Origin of the sequence: Streptomyces sp. adm13(2018) (assembly GCF_008042145.1) — a bacterium.
Taxonomy (GTDB): Bacteria; Actinomycetota; Actinomycetes; order Streptomycetales; family Streptomycetaceae; genus Streptomyces.
On sequence record NZ_RDBH01000141.1, the window covers coordinates 81,369 to 96,841 of the forward strand.

General features: G+C 72.4%; 18 protein-coding genes, 1 tRNA gene and 1 pseudogene. 15 read left to right on the plus strand and 5 right to left on the minus strand.

The window, feature by feature from the left end; genetic code table 11:
* A pseudogene (locus EAO70_RS40485) lies at positions 1 to 173 on the minus strand (NADH-quinone oxidoreductase subunit B); the annotation flags it as partial.
* A gap of 95 nt (positions 174 to 268) precedes the next feature.
* On the opposite strand from EAO70_RS40485, the gene EAO70_RS28280 reads away from it, so the two are divergent.
* The 14 genes from EAO70_RS28280 (at position 269) to EAO70_RS28345 (ending at position 12,595) form a co-directional block, all read left to right on the plus strand.
* Entirely contained in the window at positions 269 to 679 is a 411-nt protein-coding gene (locus EAO70_RS28280; RefSeq protein ID WP_148005730.1) for an NADH-quinone oxidoreductase subunit A, read from the plus strand.
* Positions 670 to 1,251: an NADH-quinone oxidoreductase subunit B gene (locus tag EAO70_RS28285; protein ID WP_148005731.1), complete on the plus strand. Its 582-nt coding sequence runs from the start codon at positions 670 to 672 to the stop codon at positions 1,249 to 1,251. The genes EAO70_RS28280 and EAO70_RS28285 overlap by 10 nt, the downstream gene beginning before the upstream one ends.
* A complete protein-coding gene (locus tag EAO70_RS28290) occupies positions 1,248 to 1,955 on the plus strand; it encodes an NADH-quinone oxidoreductase subunit C (protein WP_410091464.1) in 708 nt (235 codons plus the stop codon). Before EAO70_RS28285 ends, EAO70_RS28290 begins: the two co-directional genes overlap by 4 nt.
* Positions 1,952 to 2,920 (plus strand): complex I subunit 1/NuoH family protein, encoded by a 969-nt coding sequence (locus EAO70_RS28295; RefSeq protein WP_148005732.1) that lies wholly within the window; start codon positions 1,952 to 1,954, stop codon positions 2,918 to 2,920. Before EAO70_RS28290 ends, EAO70_RS28295 begins: the two co-directional genes overlap by 4 nt.
* Positions 2,920 to 3,480: a NuoI/complex I 23 kDa subunit family protein gene (locus tag EAO70_RS28300; RefSeq protein ID WP_148005733.1), complete on the plus strand. Its 561-nt coding sequence runs from the start codon at positions 2,920 to 2,922 to the stop codon at positions 3,478 to 3,480. The genes EAO70_RS28295 and EAO70_RS28300 overlap by 1 nt, the downstream gene beginning before the upstream one ends.
* Before the next feature lie 68 nt (positions 3,481 to 3,548).
* On the plus strand, positions 3,549 to 4,100 hold the full coding sequence (locus tag EAO70_RS28305; RefSeq protein WP_148006557.1) for an NADH-quinone oxidoreductase subunit J: 552 nt from the start codon (positions 3,549 to 3,551) through the stop codon (positions 4,098 to 4,100).
* Positions 4,100 to 4,519 carry an NADH-quinone oxidoreductase subunit NuoK gene (gene nuoK, locus EAO70_RS28310; RefSeq protein WP_148005734.1) on the plus strand — a complete coding sequence of 140 codons (420 nt, stop codon included), beginning with the start codon at positions 4,100 to 4,102 and terminating at the stop codon, positions 4,517 to 4,519. The genes EAO70_RS28305 and nuoK overlap by 1 nt, the downstream gene beginning before the upstream one ends.
* On the plus strand, positions 4,516 to 6,501 hold the full coding sequence (locus EAO70_RS28315) for an NADH-quinone oxidoreductase subunit L (protein ID WP_148005735.1): 1,986 nt from the start codon (positions 4,516 to 4,518) through the stop codon (positions 6,499 to 6,501). The genes nuoK and EAO70_RS28315 overlap by 4 nt, the downstream gene beginning before the upstream one ends.
* A 27-nt stretch (positions 6,502 to 6,528) precedes the next feature.
* A complete protein-coding gene (locus EAO70_RS28320) occupies positions 6,529 to 8,082 on the plus strand; it encodes a NuoM family protein (protein ID WP_148006558.1) in 1,554 nt (517 codons plus the stop codon).
* Positions 8,079 to 9,638 (plus strand): NADH-quinone oxidoreductase subunit N, encoded by a 1,560-nt coding sequence (locus EAO70_RS28325; RefSeq protein WP_148005736.1) that lies wholly within the window; start codon positions 8,079 to 8,081, stop codon positions 9,636 to 9,638. Before EAO70_RS28320 ends, EAO70_RS28325 begins: the two co-directional genes overlap by 4 nt.
* A 31-nt stretch (positions 9,639 to 9,669) precedes the next feature.
* Positions 9,670 to 10,119 carry an MscL family protein gene (locus tag EAO70_RS28330; protein WP_148005737.1) on the plus strand — a complete coding sequence of 150 codons (450 nt, stop codon included), beginning with the start codon at positions 9,670 to 9,672 and terminating at the stop codon, positions 10,117 to 10,119.
* 157 nt (positions 10,120 to 10,276) lie between these two features.
* Positions 10,277 to 11,140, plus strand: coding sequence for a zinc metalloprotease HtpX (htpX, locus tag EAO70_RS28335; protein ID WP_148005738.1), 864 nt, complete (start codon positions 10,277 to 10,279; stop codon positions 11,138 to 11,140).
* Positions 11,137 to 11,541: a YccF domain-containing protein gene (locus EAO70_RS28340; RefSeq protein ID WP_148005739.1), complete on the plus strand. Its 405-nt coding sequence runs from the start codon at positions 11,137 to 11,139 to the stop codon at positions 11,539 to 11,541. Before htpX ends, EAO70_RS28340 begins: the two co-directional genes overlap by 4 nt.
* A 31-nt stretch (positions 11,542 to 11,572) precedes the next feature.
* Positions 11,573 to 12,595: a hypothetical protein gene (locus EAO70_RS28345; protein WP_148005740.1), complete on the plus strand. Its 1,023-nt coding sequence runs from the start codon at positions 11,573 to 11,575 to the stop codon at positions 12,593 to 12,595.
* Positions 12,596 to 12,757: 162 nt separating this feature from the next.
* On the opposite strand, the gene EAO70_RS28350 is transcribed toward EAO70_RS28345, so the two are convergent.
* From EAO70_RS28350 to EAO70_RS28360, 3 genes are all read right to left on the minus strand, one after another.
* Positions 12,758 to 13,393, minus strand: a complete 636-nt coding sequence (locus EAO70_RS28350; protein ID WP_148005741.1) for an alpha-ketoglutarate-dependent dioxygenase AlkB family protein — start codon at positions 13,391 to 13,393, stop codon at positions 12,758 to 12,760.
* Positions 13,390 to 13,887, minus strand: a complete 498-nt coding sequence (locus EAO70_RS28355; RefSeq protein WP_148005742.1) for a methylated-DNA--[protein]-cysteine S-methyltransferase — start codon at positions 13,885 to 13,887, stop codon at positions 13,390 to 13,392. Before EAO70_RS28355 ends, EAO70_RS28350 begins: the two co-directional genes overlap by 4 nt.
* Before the next feature lie 116 nt (positions 13,888 to 14,003).
* The gene (locus EAO70_RS28360) at positions 14,004 to 14,495 is read right to left on the minus strand and encodes a YajQ family cyclic di-GMP-binding protein (RefSeq protein WP_015035522.1); all 492 of its coding nucleotides are present in this window, start codon (positions 14,493 to 14,495) and stop codon (positions 14,004 to 14,006) included.
* Positions 14,496 to 14,665: 170 nt separating this feature from the next.
* On the opposite strand from EAO70_RS28360, the gene EAO70_RS28365 reads away from it, so the two are divergent.
* Positions 14,666 to 14,747: transfer RNA gene (locus tag EAO70_RS28365), tRNA-Tyr, on the plus strand.
* A 68-nt stretch (positions 14,748 to 14,815) separates the two neighbouring features.
* Here EAO70_RS28365 and EAO70_RS28370 read toward each other — a convergent pair.
* Complete coding sequence (locus EAO70_RS28370) at positions 14,816 to 15,472, minus strand: SDR family oxidoreductase (protein ID WP_148005743.1); 657 nt, start codon at positions 15,470 to 15,472, stop codon at positions 14,816 to 14,818.
* Position 15,473 lies beyond the last annotated feature (1 nt).

Sequence of the window (15,473 nt, forward strand, 5' to 3'; positions counted from 1 at the left end):
AGCCGGATGAAGTCGTGCCGGGCCATCGACGCGGCGATGAACTCGATCGCGCAGCACGCGAGCCCGAAGTTGAAGACCCACAGGCTGTAGCGGCGGCCCCAGTTCAGGACCACCTTCATCGGCTCGGGGGCGAGGACCGCGCGAGGAACGGGCGGGGGGCCCGGCGAGGACGGTGCTCACGCGACGCTTACGGTCTCTTTAGCAGGGCCTAGACTCGCGTCCGTACAGAAGTGACTCATGAGACACCGAGACCGAGGGGCGGACGGACGTGCGGGAACCGACCGTTGTCGCGGCCGGCGGGACGGGCGCGGCGGACTACTTCGAGACGTACTCCGTCGTCGGCATCCTCGCCGTCGTCGGCGTGCTCTTCGTCGCCGTGGCGTTCGGCGCGGGCCGACTGCTGAGGCCAGTCGTGCCGACGCCCGAGAAACTCCTCACCTACGAGTGCGGTGTCGACCCCGTGGGGGAGGGCTGGGCGCACACCCAGGTCCGCTACTACGTGTACGCCTTCCTCTACGTCATCTTCGCCGTCGACTCGATCTTCCTCTTCCCCTGGGCGACGGTCTTCGCCGCGCCCGGCTACGGCGCCACGACCCTGGTCGAGATGTTCGTCTTCCTCGGCTTCCTGGCCGTGGGCCTGCTCTACGCGTACAAGAAGGGCGTCCTGGCATGGACGTAACACCCCTGCCCACACCCGTGCCCGCTCCGAAGCTGGGGCCGCTCGCCCGCCTCGCCCCCGAGCCGATGAAGGTGGTCCTGAACTGGGGCCGCCGCTACAGCCTGTGGGTCTTCAACTTCGGGCTCGCGTGCTGCGCGATCGAGTTCATCGCCGCGTCGATGGCCCGGCACGACTTCATCCGGCTCGGCGTGATCCCCTTCGCGCCCGGCCCCCGCCAAGCCGACCTCATGATCGTCTCGGGCACGGTGACGGACAAGATGGCCCCGGCGGTGAAGCGGCTGTACGAGCAGATGCCCGAGCCGAAGTACGTCATCTCCTTCGGCGCCTGCTCCAACTGCGGCGGCCCCTACTGGGACTCCTACTCGGTCACCAAGGGCGTCGACCAGATCATCCCCGTCGACGTGTACGTGCCGGGCTGCCCGCCGCGCCCCGAGGCGCTGCTCCAGGGCATCCTCAAACTCCAGGAGAAGATCGCACGGGAGAGCCTCGCCGAGCGGTACGCGGCCACCGGCGGCGCGACGGTCGCGCAGCTGACGAGCCCGCTGGCGGAGCGCCCGGGAGCCGGGGAATGACGGCCTACGACTCCCTCCCCGGCGCCGTGACGGAGGTCTTCGGCGAGGAGGCGACGGCGGAGCAGGCGTACGACCTGCTGACCGTCGACGTGCCGCCGGCGTCCTGGACCACGGCGCTCGAAACCGCCCGGGACGTGCTCGGGTGCACCTACTTCGACTGGCTGAGCGCGGTCGACGAGCCGGGCACGGGCTTCCGGGTCTGCGCGCACGTGGCCGCGGTGGGGGAGGGGCGCCCGCGCCGCCTCCTGCTCCGCACGACGGTCCCGCACTCCGCCCCCGTCCTGCCCACCGCGATCGGTGTGTACGCGGGCGCGGGCTGGCACGAGCGCGAGACCCACGAGATGTTCGGCGTGGACTTCACGGGCCACCCGCACCTGGTGCCGCTGCTGCTCCCGGAGAACTTCGAGGGCCACCCGCTGCGCAAGGACTTCGTCCTCGCGGCCCGGGTCGCGAAGGCGTGGCCGGGCGCGAAGGAGCCGGGCGAGTCGCACGACGGCGGGCCCAAGCGCCGCCAGATGCTTCCCCCGGGCGTTCCGGACCCCAACGAGTGGGGCCCCCTGAAGGGCCAGCTCCCGCCGGCTCCGGCGCGCCCCGCCCGAGCGGCGGCAGGCGACCGCCCGGCCCGCCGAACCCGCACGACGACGGAGGCCCCGCCGCCCGAGCCGACCCCCGCGGCCACGCCAGACACAGGCGATCCCGCGTGAACGACGTACTCGACGTCGCCCTCCGGCTGCTCGTCGTCTTCGCCGTGTTCCTCGTCCTGCCCCTCGTCGTCGGCCAGACCGAGCACAAGGTCATGGCCCACATGCAGGGCCGCCTCGGCCCCATGTACGCCGGCGGTTTCCACGGCTGGGCGCAGCTCGTCGCCGACGGGGTGAAGTTCGCGCAGAAGGAGGACGTCGTCCCCAGGGACGCCGACCGGCGGGTCTTCCAGCTCGCGCCGGCCGTCGCCCTGCTCCCGTACCTCCTGGTCCTCGTCGCGATCCCCATCGGTCCGGGCGAGGGCGCGGTCGGGCAGGTCGTCGACGCCGGCATCTTCTTCGTGCTGGCCGTGATGGGCGTCGGTGTCCTCGGCAGCCTGATGGCCGGCTGGGCGTCCGCGAACAAGTTCTCGCTGCTCGGCGGCCTCCGTACCGCCGCCCAGCTCCTCGCGTACGAACTCCCCATGCTGCTCGCCGCCGCCTCCGTCGCGATGGCCGCCGGGACCGTCTCGCTGCCCGGGATCCTCGACGCCTTCGCGTGGTGGTGGGTGCCCTGGCAGATCGTCGGCGCGCTCGTGTTCTTCGTGGCGGGCCTCGCGGAACTCCAGCGGCCCCCGTTCGACATGCCCGTCGCCGACTCGGAGATCATCTTCGGCGCGTACACCGAGTACACCGGGCTCCGCTTCGCGCTGTTCCTGCTGGCCGAGTACGCCGGCATCGTCGTCCTGTGCGGCCTCACCACCGTCCTGTTCCTCGGCGGCTGGCACGGCCCCTTCGGCGGGGACGGGCTCGGCTGGGTGTGGACCCTGCTCAAGACCGCCGTCCTCGCGTTCGTCGTGATCTGGCTGCGGGTCAGCTACCCGCGCCTGCGGGAGGACCAGCTCCAGAAGCTCGCCTGGACGACCCTCGTCCCGCTCGCGCTCGCGCAGATCGCGCTCACCGGCATCGTGAAGGTGGCGATCCAGTAATGTCCCGCTCGTTTCCCGGCTCCGGCCTCGCCAAGGGCCTCGCGGTCACGCTCCGCACGATGACGCGGAAGACCGTGACCGCGCAGTACCCGGACGTCCAGCCCGAGCTGCCGCCCCGCACCCGCGGGGTCATCGGGCTGTTCGAGGAGAACTGCACGGTCTGCATGCTGTGCGCCCGCGAGTGCCCCGACTGGTGCATCTACATCGACTCCCACAAGGAGACGGTGCCGGCGGCCGCCCCCGGCGGCCGTGAGCGCAGCCGCAACGTCCTCGACCGCTTCGCCATCGACTTCTCCCTCTGCATGTACTGCGGTATCTGCATCGAGGTGTGCCCGTTCGACGCGCTGTTCTGGTCGCCCGAGTTCGAGTACGCGGAGACCGACATCCACGAGCTGACCCACGAGCGCGACAAACTCCGCGAGTGGATGTGGACGGTGCCCGAACCGCCCGCCCTCGACCCGAACGCGGAGGAGCCGAAGGAGATCGCGGCCGCCCGCAAGGCCGCGGAGAAGACCGCGGCCGCCGCGGCCCAGGCCCGGGCGGAGGAGCAGCAGCCGTGATCCTCGCCGCCGCCCACCAGGCCCTCCAGCAGGCCACCCACCAAGCCGTCCAGCAGGCCGCCGACCAGGTGACGCTCCACCAGCAGACGCACGGCTTCCTCTCGCCCACCGGCGTCGAGATCGCCTTCGTCCTCGTCGGCCTCGTCACCCTGGGCGCCGCCCTGGTGACCGTCACCACCCGTCAGCTCGTCCACGCCGCGCTCTGGCTGGTCGTGGCACTCGGCGGCCTCGCCGTCGAGTACCTGCTCCTGACGGCCGAGTTCATCGCCTGGGTCCAGGTCCTGATCTACGTCGGTTCCGTCGTCGTCCTCCTTCTCTTCGGGCTCATGCTCACCAAGGCCCCCATCGGCCACTCCCCGGACGCCGACTCGCGCAACAAGCCGGTCGCCGCGGCCGTCGCGCTCGCCGCCGCGGCCGCCCTCGTCTGGGTGGTCGTCGACGCGTTCCGCACGACCTGGATCGACCTCGACGGAGCCGTCCAGGGGTCCACCGAGGTGTCCGGCCAGATCCTCTTCCGGCACTGGGTGCTGCCCTTCGAGGCGCTGTCCGTCCTCCTCCTGGCCGCCCTGGTGGGCGCCATCGTGCTCTCCCGCCGCAAGAACAAGGAGGAGGACCGCTGATGCACCTCGCCTACCCGGCGGTCCTCGCCGCCCTCCTCTTCGCCGTCGGCGTGTACGGCGTCCTCGCCCGCCGCAACGCGATCCTGGTCCTGATGTCCGTCGAGCTGATGCTCAACGCCGTCAACCTCAACCTGGTCGCCTTCGACGTCTGGCTCCGCGACACCCTCCACGCCGGCCAGGCCCTCACCCTCTTCACCATCGCCGTCGCCGCCGCCGAGATCGGCATCGGCCTCGCGATCGTCCTGATGGTCCACCGCAACAGGGGCACCGCGGACATCGACCGGCTCCGCGACACCGCCGAACCGCCGCAGCCCTGGCACACCGCGTCCGAAGACGACGACCCCACCGACGACATGCCCGCCGACGGCGCGCCCACCGACGACACGCCCCCCGGCGAGAAGGCCGAGGCCACCGCGTGACCACCACGACCCTCGCCGTCCTCGTCCCTCTCCTCCCCTTCCTCGGCGCCGTCGCCGGACTCCTGCTCGGCCGCACCGCCCCCGGCTTCGTACGCCCGCTGGCCGTACTGCCCGTGCTCGCGGCCGCCGCGCTGGCCGTCGCCGTCGCCGTCCGGCAGGGCGGCGGGAAGGCGATCGACGCCGCCACCCAGCTCACCCCCACCGGCTCGGTCCCCATCGACCTGGCCCTGTACATCGACGGCTTCGCCGCGCTCGTCGCCGTCCTCGTCGGCGTCGTCGCCACCTGCGTGCAGGTCTACTCGACCGGCTACCTCCGCGAGGACCTGCGCTACCCCTCGTACGCCGCGCTCGTCTCCCTCTTCACCTCCGCGATGCTCCTCGTCGTCTACTCGGGCGACCTGATGGTGCTCCTGGTCGGCTGGGAGATCATGGGCATCTGCTCGTACTTCCTCGTCGGCCACTACTGGGAGACCCCCGAGGCGCGGGCCGCCTCCCTCAAGGCCTTCCTCGTCACCAAGCTCGGTGACGTCCCCTTCCTCATCGGCCTGTTCGCGCTCGCCGCGGACGCCGGCACCTTCCGGATCACGGGCGTCCTCGGCGCCGTCGCGAGCGGCGGCCTCGACCACCCCACCCTGATCGCGCTGCTGCTGCTCGCCGGGGTGGCCGGCAAGTCGGCCCAGTTCCCGCTGCACACCTGGCTCCCCGACGCCATGGCCGGCCCCACCCCCGTCTCCGCGCTCATCCACGCGGCGACGATGGTCGCCGCCGGCATCTACTTCACCGCCCGGCTGCTGCCCGTCTTCGCCGAGTCCGCCGCCGCGATGACCGTGCTCGCCGTGATGGCCGCGATCACCATGGTCGGCTCGGCGCTCGCCGCGCTCGCCCAGGACGACATCAAGCGGGTGCTCGCCTACTCGACGATCGGCCAGCTCGGCTACATGGCCGGCGCCCTGGCCGTCGGGGACCGCGGGGCCGCCGTCTTCCACCTCCTCTCGCACGCCGCGTTCAAGGCCCTGCTCTTCCTCGCCGCCGGCACCGTCATCCACGCCGCCGGCACGAACTCGCTGACCGCCATGTCCCGCATGAGCGGCCTCGCGAAGCGCGTCCCCGACGCGTACTGGACGATGACGGTCGCCCTGCTCGCGCTCGCCGCGATCCCGCCCTTCGCCGGCTTCTTCTCCAAGGAGGCCGTCCTGGTGGCCGCCGAGCACACCGCGCTCGGGGACCGCACGGTCGCCCCCGCCGGAGCCGGCTGGACCGTCCTCGTCGCCGGCCTGCTGACCGCCCTCCTCACCTCCGCGTACGCACTCCGTCTCTGGCTGCGGACCTTCCGCGGCCGGGGCGCCGAGGCCCCGAACCACGGGCGGCAGCCGCTCGCCATGACGACCGTCCTGTGGGTGCTCGCGATCCCCTCCCTGGGCTTCGGTCTGACCGTCACGTACCTCGACGACTGGTTCGACGGGAACGCCCTCACCCCGACCCTCACCACGGCGGTCCTGGGCACCGGCCTCGCCGTCGCCGGCGCCGCCGTCACGTACGCGGTCTGGCGCACCCTCGCCGCGCGGACCCCGGCGGCCGCCGCCCAGGCACCCGCCCCGCACGTGGCCCACCCGGACGCCGACGCCGGACTCGTCGAGGCGGAGGCGCTGACCCTGCCGCAGCCCGCCGAGGACCCGGCCGACCCCGGCCGCGCCCTCCTCGGCCCGCTGCACGGCCCCGCCGCCGACGGCTTCCACCTGGACGCCGTATACCGGACGGCGTTCGTCCGCCCCGTCCTCGCCGCCGCCTCCCTGGTCCGCTTCCTGGACCGCGAGGTCGTCGACACCTACGTCCGCGCCGCGGGCACCTCCGCCAAGGGGCTCGGCTGGCTCGTCCGCCGCGCCCAGACCGGCAACGTGCAGAGCTACCTCAGCGCCCTGCTCGCCGGCTCCGTCGTCCTGGCGATCGTCGCCGTCGCCCTCGCCAACGCCGCCGGAGCGTGAGCCGTGATCGATATCAGCGAATCCGTGATGCAGTTCCTTCTGGCGTTGATCGTCGCCGGGCCGCTCCTCGGCGCGGTCGCCGCCCTCCTGCCCGCCCCGCCGGGACTGAAGGGGAAGTCGCCCGACCAGGCCGTGCTCCGCCACGGCGTCACCGTCACCGCCGTGATCCTGCTGGCCGCGATCGTCCTCACCCTCGGCTTCGACCACGACCGGCCGTCCAGGATGCAGGCCACGACGGACATCAGCTGGATCAGAGCGCTCGACGTGCGGATCCACCTCGGTGTCGACGGCATCTCGCTCCCCCTCCTGGTCCTGACCGCGCTCCTGAGCTTCCTCTGCGCGCTGTACAGCTACTTCAAGATGCCCGCGGGCCCCTCCCCCAAGGGCTTCGTCGCGCTCCTCCTCGTCCTGGAGTCCGGCACCCTCGCCACCTTCGCCGTCCTCGACCTCGTCCTGTTCTTCCTGGCCTTCGAGATGGTCCTCATCCCGATGTACTTCCTCATCGCCCGCTGGGGCGGCGGGGGCAGGCAGGCCGCCGCCTGGAAGTTCATCCTCTACACGCTGCTCGGCTCCGTCGTCATGCTGCTCGGCCTGCTCCTCATCGGAGTGAAGGCCGGCACCTTCGACATGGTGGCACTCGCCTCTGACAACGGCCGGGGACTGACCACGTCCGTGCAGGTCATCGCCGTCCTGGCGATCGGTCTCGGACTCGCGGTCAAGACCCCCATGTGGCCGCTCCACAGCTGGCTCCCGGACGCCCACACCGCCGCCCCGACGGCCGGCTCCGTCCTCCTCGCCGGCGTCCTCCTCAAGATGGGCACGTACGGCTTCGTCCGCATCCTGCTGCCGGTCGCCCCCGACGGCATGCGGATCTTCGCCCCCTACCTCGCGGCCCTCGCCGTCGCCGGGATCATCTACGGATCGCTCGCCTGCCTCGCCCTCGCGCGCCCCGGCAACAAGGGCGACCTCAAGCGCCTCATCGCGTACTCCTCCGTCGGCCACATGGGCTTCGTGCTCCTCGGCATCGCCACCATGACCCCCACCGGGGTCAACGGCGCCCTCTTCGCCAACGTCGCCCACGGCCTCGTCACCGGCCTCCTCTTCTTCCTCGTCGGTGCGGTCAAGGACCGGTACGGCACCGCCGACCTCGACACCCTCGCCGGAGCCACCGGCGCGGCCCTCTACGGCCGCGCCCCCCGCCTCGGCGCCCTCCTCGCCTTCGCGGCCGTCGCCTCCCTCGGACTGCCCGGCCTGGCCGGCTTCTGGGGCGAGATGCTGGCCCTGTTCGGCGCCTTCGAGCCCGCCGAGGGCCTCAGCCGCCCCGCCTTCCTCACCTTCATGGCGATCGGCGCCTTCGGCACCCTCCTCACCGCCGCGTACCTCCTCCTCGTGGTCCGCCGCGTCTGCATGGGCGGCCCCCGCCCCGTCGGCGAGACCCCCCTCGCCGACGTCCAGGGGTACGAGTTCGCCGCCTGGACCCCGCTCGTCGCCCTCACCGTCCTCGCCGGGCTCTGGCCCGCGATCCTCCTCGGCCTCACCGACCCGGCCGTCCAGCAGCTCCTCGCCGGAGGCACCCGATGACCCCAGTGACGGCGCTCGCCGGAGACTCCCTCGTCCAGTCCGTCGACTGGCTCACGATCGCGCCCCCCACCCTCACGGCCCTGGTCGCGCTCGTCGTCCTCGTCGCCGACCTGTTCGTCCCCGAGGAGCGCAAGCGGCTCCTCGGCTGGACCGCGATCGCCGGGCTCACCGCCGCCCTCGCCCTCCTCGTCCCGCTGCGGGCCGGCGACCGCTCCACCTTCTGTCTCACCGCGGACACCCGGGTCGCCGCCTGCAGCTACACGGCCGACCACTTCACCCTCGTCATCCAGCTGCTCGTCCTCGGCGGCGCGCTCCTCACGGCCCTGCTCTCCCTCACCGAGACCCGCGACAGGCTCCCGGCCGGCGAGTACTGGTTCCTGCTGCTCTCCTCGGCCGCCGGCGCCGCCCTGCTGCCCGCCTCCCGGGACCTCGCGACCCTCGTCGTCGCCCTGGAGGTGGCCTCGCTGCCCGCCTTCGCGCTCGTCGGCCTCAAGCGCGGCGACCGCATGTCCGGCGAGGCGGCGCTCAAGTTCTTCCTGTCCTCCGTGACCGCGACCGCCGTCACCCTGCTCGGCGTCAGCTTCGTGTACGCGGCCACCGGCACCCTCCACCTCACGGAGATCGCCCAACGCCTGGACGACGTCCCCGGCCGGCTCCAGACGCTCGCCGAGGCGGGCGTGGCCCTCACCCTCGTCGGCTTCGCCTTCAAGACGGCCGCCGTCCCCTTCCACTTCTGGGTCCCCGACACCTACGCCGGCGCCCCGCTGCCCGTCGCCGCCTACCTGTCGGTCGTCGGCAAGGCCGTCGGCTTCACCGGGCTCATCCTCGTGACGGTCGTCGCCTTCCCCTCGTACGCCGACGTGTGGGGCCCCGCGCTCGCCGTCCTCGCCGCGCTCACCATGACCGCCGGGAACGTCGCCGCCCTCCGGCAGCTGTCCACGCGCGCGTGGAGCGCCGTCCGGCTGCTCGCCTGGTCCTCCGTCGCCCAGGCCGGCTACCTGCTCGTACCGATCGCGGCCGCCGCGTACTCCAGCGACGACCAGATCGGCGCCACCGTCGCGTACGCCCTGATGTACGCCGTCGTGAACCTCGGCGCGTTCGCCGTCGTCGCGCTCGTCGCCCGCAGGCACCCCGAGAACCGGCTCGCGGACTACCGAGGGCTGTACGCGGCGAGCCCCGCCGCCGCCCTCGCACTCGCCTTCTTCCTCCTGAATCTGGCCGGTTTGCCCCCGGGTATCATCGGCCTCTTCGCCAAGGTGACCGTCTTCTCGTCGGCCGTCGACGCGGGCCTCGGCTGGCTGGCCGTGGTCATGGGCGTCAACGTCGCCGTCGGGCTGTACTACTACCTGCGCTGGACGGCCCTGCTGTTCAGGCCGCCGGCGGGCGCACAGGGCACGCCGGACGGCGGACCGGCCGCCGCGCCCGAGGGCGGGGCCGTCCCCCACACGGTCCCCGCGCCGATCACCCTGGCGATCGCGCTGACCGCCGCCGTCGCAGTCGTCCTGTCGGGCTACCCGCAGATCGCGCTCCGCTTCGCGGCGAACAGCCTGTTCTGACCCCCACCGAAAGCAGGGAGCGAGCACCACCGTGCTGAACGGATTCAAGGACTTCATACTTCGCGGGAACGTCATCACGATGGCCATCGGCCTGGCCGTCGGCACCGCGTTCACGGCCGTCGTCACGGGCTTCAGCAAGGCCTTCATCACGCCCCTGATCGGCCTCGCGACCGGCACCGTCGGCAACTTCAACGAAGCCCAGTTCCACGTCGGCCGGACCGTCTTCCCGTACGGCCTCGCGATCTCCGCCGCCATAGCGTTCCTCATCACGGCCGCCGTCCTCTACTTCCTGATCGTCGCCCCGCTCGCGAAGGTCCAGGCGAGGTTCGCCAGGGAGAAGGCCGCCGACCCGAAGGCCGAGAAGCGCGACTGCCCGCGCTGCTACACCGAGATCCCGGCCATCGCCTCCCGCTGCGCCCACTGCACCAGCGAGATCGAGCCCACCGTCCTGTACGAGGAGAAGATCCCCGCCGCCCGCTGATCACCCGTACGGCCCGCACCCCGCCCCCGGCCMSSCCGGSSKGGCCGGGGGAACCGGAACCTCCCGCCTGGCGTTGACCAGTACGGAAGGGTCCACTGGACACGTGGACGACCACGAAGCAAAGGGTTCCCCTGCCGCACCACTTGGAGGGCGTACCGTGCACCGCCGGCACAACGGGCTGAAGACCGCCGTACTTCTCGGAGGGCTCTCCGCCCTCATCATCGTCATCGGCAGCTTCTTCGGACGTACGGGGCTGATCGTCGCGCTGTTGGTCGCGCTCGGTACCAACGCGTACGCGTACTGGAACAGCGACAAGCTGGCGCTGCGGGCCATGCGCGCCCGGCCGGTCAGCGAGTTCGAGGCCCCCGCCCTGTACCGGATGGTGCGAGAGCTCTCCACCCAGGCGCGCCAGCCCATGCCCCGGCTCTACATCTCGCCGACCCAGGCGCCGAACGCCTTCGCGACCGGACGCAACCCGAGGAACGCGGCGGTCTGCTGCACCGAGGGCATCCTCGCGATCCTCGACGAGCGCGAGCTGCGCGGCGTCATCGGCCACGAGCTGAGCCACGTCTACAACCGGGACATCCTCATCTCCTCGGTCGCCGGGGCACTCGCCTCCGTGATCATGTTCCTGGTCAACTTCGCCTGGCTGATCCCGGTCGGCCGGTCCAGCGACGACGACCGCCCCGGGCTGCTCGGGATGCTCCTCGTCATGATCCTGGGCCCGATCGCCGCCTCCGTCATCCAGCTGGCGATCTCCCGCTCCCGCGAGTACGAGGCCGACGCCTCCGGAGCCCAGCTCACCGGCGACCCGCTCGCCCTGGCCGCCGCCCTGCGGAAGCTGGACGCGGGCACCAAGCAGCTGCCGCTGCCCGCCGAGCCGCGGATCGAGACCGCCAGCCACATGATGATCGCCAACCCGTTCGGGCCCGGACAGGGCCTGTCCAAGATGTTCTCCACCCACCCGCCGATGGCCGAGCGCATCGCCCGGCTCGAACAGATGGCAGGACGACGCCCGTGAAGACAATCCTCAACATCATCTGGCTGGTGCTCTGCGGATTCTGGATGTTCCTCGGCTACATGCTGGCGGGCGTCCTGCTCTGCATCACCATCATCGGCATCCCCTTCGGACTCGCCGCGTTCCGCATCGGGGTGTACGCGCTGTGGCCCTTCGGCCACACCGTCGTCGACCGCCGCGACGCGGGCGCGCCCTCCTGCGTGGGCAACGTCCTGTGGCTGATCCTCGCCGGCTGGTGGCTCGCCCTCGGCCACATCACCACCGGCATCGCCCTCTGCCTCACGATCATCGGCATCCCGCTCGGCATCGCGAACTTCAAGCTGATCCCGGTGTCCCTGCTGCCCCTCGGCAAGGAGATCGTCCCCAGCGACCAGCCCTACGGCTACGGATTCGCGGACCGGTAGCGGCGGACCGCCAGGAGGGGACGTCCCGACCGTGCAGAACCCCCGCTACGCGCTCCTCTCCGACGCGTACCCCGTCGCCCTCTGCCAGGACGTCGACGGACTCTACGGAGAGCCCGCCCCGGCGCCGCCCGTGCGGTACGAGCTCCGCGGCTGCGAACCGCGCGGCGAGCTGGCCCGCGCCGTCACCGAGGCCCTCGTGGAGGGCACGGCGCCGCTCGGCCCGCTGGACGTGGAGGTCCCCGACGGACTGTGGCGGCTCGACGGCGTCCGCGTCGTCGGCGCCCGCGGGGACGCCGTGACCGTCGAGACGACGGGCGAGCCCCGCCGCCGGGCCCACGCCCCGAGCCCCGCCCGCTGCGCCAACCTCATACGGGTCCCGGCCGAGCCGCCCACGGACCCCGCCCGCACCGGCGTCACCTTCCTCGGCTGCGCCCCGCGCGGCGCGCTGCGCGAGGCGCTCGCGGCCGGGACGGAGGGGTTCGGCCCGGTCGACTACCGGGTCCTGGCCCGGTTCGGCGATCTGCACCACGGCGGGGAGGCGGGCCGCGTCACCGGCTGGGCCGCCTCCGCCCGCCACCGCGGCCTGGTCGACCTGACCGTGGCCTTCCCCCGCACCCGGCTCGTGCCGCCGCAGAACCGCGCGGTCTGGGAGCTGTTCTTCGGCGGCAGACCCGCCGAGCCCGGCACCTGGCGGCGGTTCTCCGGCACGGCCCGCGCGGAGTGGCTGCGGCAGGCCGCCCGCCGGCCGCGGGCCGCCCCGGAACTCGTGCCGGGAGCCACGTACGAGCTCGACGGGACGGACGTCGTCGACGAGGTGTCCTTCCTGTGCGCGCTGGGGGAGGCCGTGTACGGCCCCGGCCGCGACCCGGGCGCGGGGGCGCCCGGCGGGCTGGTGTGGGGGCAGGAGTGGACGGACGTGACGCTCGTCTGGCACCGGGCCGACGTGGCCCGCGCCTGCCTGGGGGTCCAGCCGTGGGCCGGCCCCCGCCCCGCGACCTTCGAGGAACTCACCGACGCCCTCCGGAAGGCGGGGGTACGGCTGGTCCTCGACTGACGGCCCGCCATGGCGGGCCGTCAATCGCCCTGCCGACCACGAACGCCCAGCCGGCCAGGCACCCCCAGAACGATCCCAGACGTTCGCGACCGCACACAGGTGTACCGCGGGAGCGCGTGGAGCAGCCCGCCCCCGGACGCGCGAAGTGTGGTGTCGTACCGCTCAGTCCAGGCCGGGCAGCCCGGTCTCGCGCAGGGTGATGTTGAGGCGTCCCACCAGCCCGAGTGCGGGATCGGCCGTGCCCGGACGGACTTTCGGGACGCCGTGGTGGGCCCAGCGCGAGGGGCCGCCGAAGACGAACAGATCGCCGGAGGAGAGCTCGACGTCCTGATAGGGGCGGCCCCGGCCCTCCGCGTTCCCGAACCGGAAGACGCACTGGTCCCCGAGGCTCAGCGACACCACCGGCGCACCCGAACGCTCCTCGCGGTCCTGGTGCATGCCCATCCGCGCCTCCGGCGCGTAGAAGTTCACGAGGGCGGTGTCGGGAGTGAACCCGCCGTCGTCGCCGTAGGCCTCGGCGACCGCCTCCCGGCCGAGGTCCACGAGCCACCGGGGCAGCGCCACCGCGACGGAGTCGAGGTAGCGGTACGGCACCCACTGCCGGCCCAGGCACAGCGACCGCACCGACATGACGCCGCCGCCGGGCAGCACGGTCTGCCGGTACGGAACCGGCCCGCGCCCCCACTCCCGGCAGGCCTCCACCAGCGCCCGCTGACGGGCGGGCGGGAGCCACGCGGGCACGTGCACCGCGCCCGGCGCGATCGTGGCCCGGTCGCGGGGGAAGAGCCCCTCGGTCACACCGGGGCCCCCTCCAGGCCGAGCAGCCGCTCCTTGCGGTCGATGCCCGCCGCGTACCCGCGCAGACTGCCGTCGGCGCCGATGACCCGGTGGCAGGGCCGCACGACGAGCAGCGGGTTGCGGCCGATGGCGGTCCCGACGGCCCGGACCCCGGCGCCGGGCGAGCCGACCTGGCGGGCGATCTCCCCGTAGGAGACGGTCGTGCCGTACGGGATCTCCTCCAGGGCCCGCCAGACGCGCCGCTGGAACGCGGTCCCGGCCTCACCGTCGAGCGCCAGGTCGAACCGGTCGCGCCGGCCGGCGAAGTACGCGTCGAGCTGCCCGGCCGCCTCGGCGAAGACCTCGGGCGCGAGGGACCAGCCGTCCTCGACCGCCACGGCACCCTTCTGCCCCGGCAGGGACAGCGAGCGCAGCACGGCACGCCCCCCTTCGGCGAGCCGCCCGACCAGCAGCATCTCGCCCAGGGGGCCGTCGACGTACGCGTACACGGTCATGGCTGGTTCCTCTCCCCGCACCGGGTCTTCCACAGACCAGTGTGCGGGGCCCACCGACCCCCGGGCTGGCGGTATTCGGACACGACCCTTCCGCCCGCCGCCCGCCCGGCCGATGGTCAGCGGTAGTTCACGAACTGGATCGCGAAGTCGAAGTCCTTGCCCTTGAGCAGCGCCTGCACGGCCTGCAGGTCGTCCCGGCTCTTCGAGCTGACCCGCAGCTCGTCGCCCTGGACCTGGGCCTTGACGCCCTTGGGGCCCTCGTCGCGGATGGCCTTCGCGACCTTCTTGGCGTTCTCCTGGGAGATGCCCTCGGTGACCGACGCGAAGAGCTTGTACTCCTTGCCGGACAGCTGCGGCTCGCCCTCGACGTCCAGCGACTTCAGCGAGATGCCCCGCTTGATCAGCTTGGTCTGGAAGATGTCGAGGATCGCCATGACGCGCTCCTCACCGTTCGCCTGCATGAGGATCTTCTCGCCCGACCACGAGATCGAGGCGTTGGTTCCCTTGAAGTCGTAGCGCTGGGAGATCTCCTTCACGGCCTGGTTGAGGGCGTTGTCGACCTCCTGCCGCTCGACCTTGGAGACGATGTCGAAACTGGAGTCGGCCATGACTCGTGGCTCCTTGCTCGGATGCTTGGGGTACAGCGCAAAGCCTAGGGGGTGAGCCGCGGCCCGAACCGCTGATCAATCCGGTGGCGAACCACCCCCGGGGATCAGGTATCGTTTACGTCGTTGCCACGGAACACCGCAGAAAAGCGGCTCCACGGTAGCGATCTCATGGCGATGTGCCCGAGTGGCCAATGGGAGCGGACTGTAAATCCGTCGGCTTAGCCTACCCAGGTTCGAATCCTGGCGTCGCCACGCGAAACGGAAGGTCCCCGGTGCTTGCACCGGGGACCTTCCTTCGTTTGTGGGGTGGGGGTCGGTGGTCAGTTTCCGGCCACTGCCTTTGTCGCGACCGAGACCGGGGTCGAGCCGGTGATCAGTTCCAGGGTCAGGCCGGCGGTCGCCGGGGTGTCCAGGAGTTCGGCGAGGGTCGCCGCCACGTCGTCGCGGGGGACCGGGCCGCGGCCCGTGCGGGCCTCCATGCGGACCAGGCCCGTGCCCGCGTCGTCCGTCAGGGAGCCGGGGCGCAGGATCGTCCAGTCCAGGGCCGTGCGGGAGCGGACCGCGTCGTCCGCCGCACCCTTCGCGCGCAGGTAGGCGTCGAAGATCTCGTCGCCCGGGTGCGCGGCGTCGGCGCCCATGGACGAGACGACGATGTACCGGCGTACGCCCGCGCGTTCCGCCGCGTCGGCGAACAGGACCGCCGCCGCGCGGTCCACCGAGTCCTTGCGGTCCACGCCGCTGCCCGGGCCCGCGCCCGCCGCGAAGACGGCCGCGTCGGCGCCCTGGAGCACGGCGGCGACCATCTCCACCGAGGCCGACTCCAGGTCCAGGACGACCGGTTCGGCCCCCGCGTCCCGCAGGTCCCCGGCCTGTTCCGGTCTGCGGATGATCCCCGCGACCTCGTGTCCGCCCGCCGAGAGCAGCCTCTCCAGGCGCAGGGCGATCTGTCCGTGTCCTCCAGCGATGACGATGCGCATA

Bases quoted from the DNA above. Each gene is read 5' to 3' on its own strand.
- EAO70_RS28285 (WP_148005731.1), top strand. From the start codon at position 670: ATGGACGTAACACCCCTGCCCACACCCGTGCCCGCTCCGAAGCTGGGG.
- EAO70_RS28290 (WP_410091464.1), top strand. From the start codon at position 1,248: ATGACGGCCTACGACTCCCTCCCCGGCGCCGTGACGGAGGTCTTCGGC.
- EAO70_RS28300 (WP_148005733.1), top strand. From the start codon at position 2,920: ATGTCCCGCTCGTTTCCCGGCTCCGGCCTCGCCAAGGGCCTCGCGGTC.
- nuoK (WP_148005734.1), top strand. From the start codon at position 4,100: ATGCACCTCGCCTACCCGGCGGTCCTCGCCGCCCTCCTCTTCGCCGTC.
- EAO70_RS28320 (WP_148006558.1), top strand. From the start codon at position 6,529: ATGCAGTTCCTTCTGGCGTTGATCGTCGCCGGGCCGCTCCTCGGCGCG.
- EAO70_RS28325 (WP_148005736.1), top strand. From the start codon at position 8,079: ATGACCCCAGTGACGGCGCTCGCCGGAGACTCCCTCGTCCAGTCCGTC.
- EAO70_RS28355 (WP_148005742.1), bottom strand. From the start codon at position 13,887: ATGACCGTGTACGCGTACGTCGACGGCCCCCTGGGCGAGATGCTGCTG.
- EAO70_RS28360 (WP_015035522.1), bottom strand. From the start codon at position 14,495: ATGGCCGACTCCAGTTTCGACATCGTCTCCAAGGTCGAGCGGCAGGAG.
- EAO70_RS28370 (WP_148005743.1), bottom strand. From the start codon at position 15,472: ATGCGCATCGTCATCGCTGGAGGACACGGACAGATCGCCCTGCGCCTG.